General features: G+C 50.0%; 2 protein-coding genes and 1 pseudogene. 1 reads left to right on the plus strand and 2 read right to left on the minus strand.

From position 1 onward, the window contains the following. Nucleotides 1–28: 28 nt before the first annotated feature. Nucleotides 29–372 (plus strand): annotated as a pseudogene (locus tag HW443_RS10725) (type II toxin-antitoxin system PemK/MazF family toxin). 164 nt (nucleotides 373–536) lie between these two features. On the opposite strand, the gene HW443_RS10730 reads toward HW443_RS10725, so the two are convergent. After that, a complete protein-coding gene (locus HW443_RS10730) occupies nucleotides 537–740 on the minus strand; it encodes a hypothetical protein (protein ID WP_176235304.1) in 204 nt (67 codons plus the stop codon). A gap of 117 nt (nucleotides 741–857) precedes the next feature. Then, entirely contained in the window at nucleotides 858–2,108 is a 1,251-nt protein-coding gene (locus HW443_RS10735; RefSeq protein WP_176238183.1) for an adenosylhomocysteinase, read from the minus strand. Nucleotides 2,109–2,325: the final 217 nt, after the last annotated feature.

Genomic DNA, 2,325 nt, shown 5'->3' on the forward strand with positions numbered 1-2,325 from the left:
TTCACGGCTCTTGATAGCGAGGACTTTTATGCGGCGGGGTGAAGTCTGGCTCATCAATTTGGCCCCAACAATTGGCGCTGAGATCAAGAAAACCCGTCCGCGGTCATTGTCAACGATGATGCCATTGGGATTTTGCCACTGAAGGTGATCGTTCCTATTACCGAATGGAAAGATCGCTATGCCGTAGCGCCGTGGATGGTTCGGCTGGAGCCTGATGCAGAGAATGGTTTGGATAAACCTTCGGCGGCAGATGCTTTTCAGGTGCGCTCGGTGGCACAAGAAAGGTTTGCCCAACGATTAGGGAAACTTGCTGACACAGCGATGCAAGAAATCACCAGAGCATTGGCAGTTGTGCTGAGCATCGAGCTATAACTCAAGTCTCTGGCTCACAATCCACACGGCGTCAAACGCGGGCTTTAGGAGCTCTAAAAGTGATCTCATATTTAGTTTTCATTCTTCTCCCCTCCCAGCTTTTCCCGAATGAGACTAGATTGTTCGACGACCATAATTCCCTTTGTGCTTGCTTTGGAAGGGTCTCAAAAACAGCCCAGCTCGCAGGCGGATATTTTTACTCCTAGTCCATCAGCAATTTGGCCCACAACGATAGGTCTAACTTTGAATTCTTCGGCAATCTGGCAAGCTAGAGGGCAAGGTAGTCTCTTTTTTTCGCCGCAACAGTCCAGAATTTTCCTTTCTATCTCTTTCTCAACCCGCTCGTCTACTTGCTGACCTATCTCCATGCATGTTTCCGTCACTGTATAGTAGGGTTACCGTGGGACAATGGAGGACGAAGATCTGCAAAATCCTTCCTGGAATTGCCTGACATAAAGGAGAGGAGTTTTCTGGTGATCTTCTACCTAAGTCCCCACAGTCCAGGAGGAGAGATACTCCTTCTGCTCTTCAGTCAGCTCGTCCATCTCTATACCCATGGACTTGAGCTTTAATCTGGCAATAGAATGATCGACTTCCTGAGGAATCAGGTAGACCTTGTTCTCTAGAGAGCCATGCTCCTTTAAAAGATACTCTGCGGCCAGAGCTTGAATGGCAAAGCTCATGTCCATGATCTCAGCGGGATGGGCCTCTGCCGCCGTCTGTCCCACCAGCCGACCTTCGGCTAAAAGATAAATCCTATTCCCACTGGGAAGAGTATACTCCACCACATGCTGCCGGATTCTACGTTGGGAGAGAGCCATCTCTTTCAGCCTTACCACATCTATCTCCACATCGAAGTGCCCGTTGTTAGCCAGAATGGCTCCATCTTTCATGGTGGCAATGTGCTCTCTGTTGATGGCCCATTTATTGCCAGTTACGGTGACAAAGATATCTCCCAGGCGGGCTGCCTCAGCTATGGGCATGACCCGGAATCCATCCATAACCGCCTCCAGAGCCTTAATAGGATCAACCTCGATCACCACTACATTAGCTCCCATACCATGAGCCCTCATAGCCACTCCTCGGCCGCACCAACCATAGCCGCAAACCACAAAGATCTTCCCAGCGATGAGGATATTGGTAGCCCTCATGATTCCATCCAGGGTTTTTTGGCCAGTGCCATGGCGGTTGTCGAAGTGGTGCTTGGTGGCAGCGTCATTGGCGGCTATGATGGGATACTTGAGGACTCCTTTCTCGGCCATGTTTCTCAGTCGGATAACTCCTGTGGTGGTTTCTTCCACACCGCCGTAGATGTTAGCAATTAAGTCCTGCCTCTTGGCGTGGATTGTGGAAATAAGATCAGCTCCGTCATCCAGAGTGATATTGGGGCCGATGTCTAACACTTTATCGATATGCTCGTAGTACTCCTCCCGGCTCTCGCCATAGCGGGCATACACCTTCATTTTCTCATGTTCGACCAAATGGGCTACCACATCATCCTTGGTGCTCAGAGGATTGGAAGCGCACAAGGCTACTTCTGCCCCGCCAGCTACCAGGGTCTTCATAAGATTAGCTGTCTCTGTGGTAACATGGAGACAGGCTCCAATTTTGACTCCTTTAAGAGGCTTTTCTTTTTCAAACCTCTCTCTGATTAACCTTAGGACGGGCATGTGCATCTCAGCCCACTCGGTGCGCAGCCGGCCCTCCTCGGCCAGAGAGGAAAATTTTTGGCTCATGATCAACTCCTTTTGTCGCTGGTTAGTGTCGGCCGCCGGCCATTCGGGCTACTTTTATTAGAAGATCAGCCGGTCAGTTTCTTTAGACGTGTGGTGGGTTGGTGTTGCGGAAATTGTAACCTATAGTGGATGCTTTTTCAATTGATCAGCCTGGCTTCGGTTGCCAGGTGCGCTCCTTGTCGATGGTTTGGACTTCAATTTGGGCACAAACTTGCTT

Origin of the sequence: Candidatus Hakubella thermalkaliphila, from assembly GCF_013281975.1 — a bacterium.
In the GTDB taxonomy this organism is placed as follows: Bacteria; Actinomycetota; Humimicrobiia; order Hakubellales; family Hakubellaceae; genus Hakubella; species Hakubella thermalkaliphila.

Excerpts from the sequence above, each read along its gene's own strand:
- HW443_RS10730 (WP_176235304.1), bottom strand. The coding sequence starts at position 740 with ATGGAGATAGGTCAGCAAGTAGACGAGCGGGTTGAGAAAGAGATAGAA.
- HW443_RS10735 (WP_176238183.1), bottom strand. The coding sequence starts at position 2,108 with ATGAGCCAAAAATTTTCCTCTCTGGCCGAGGAGGGCCGGCTGCGCACC.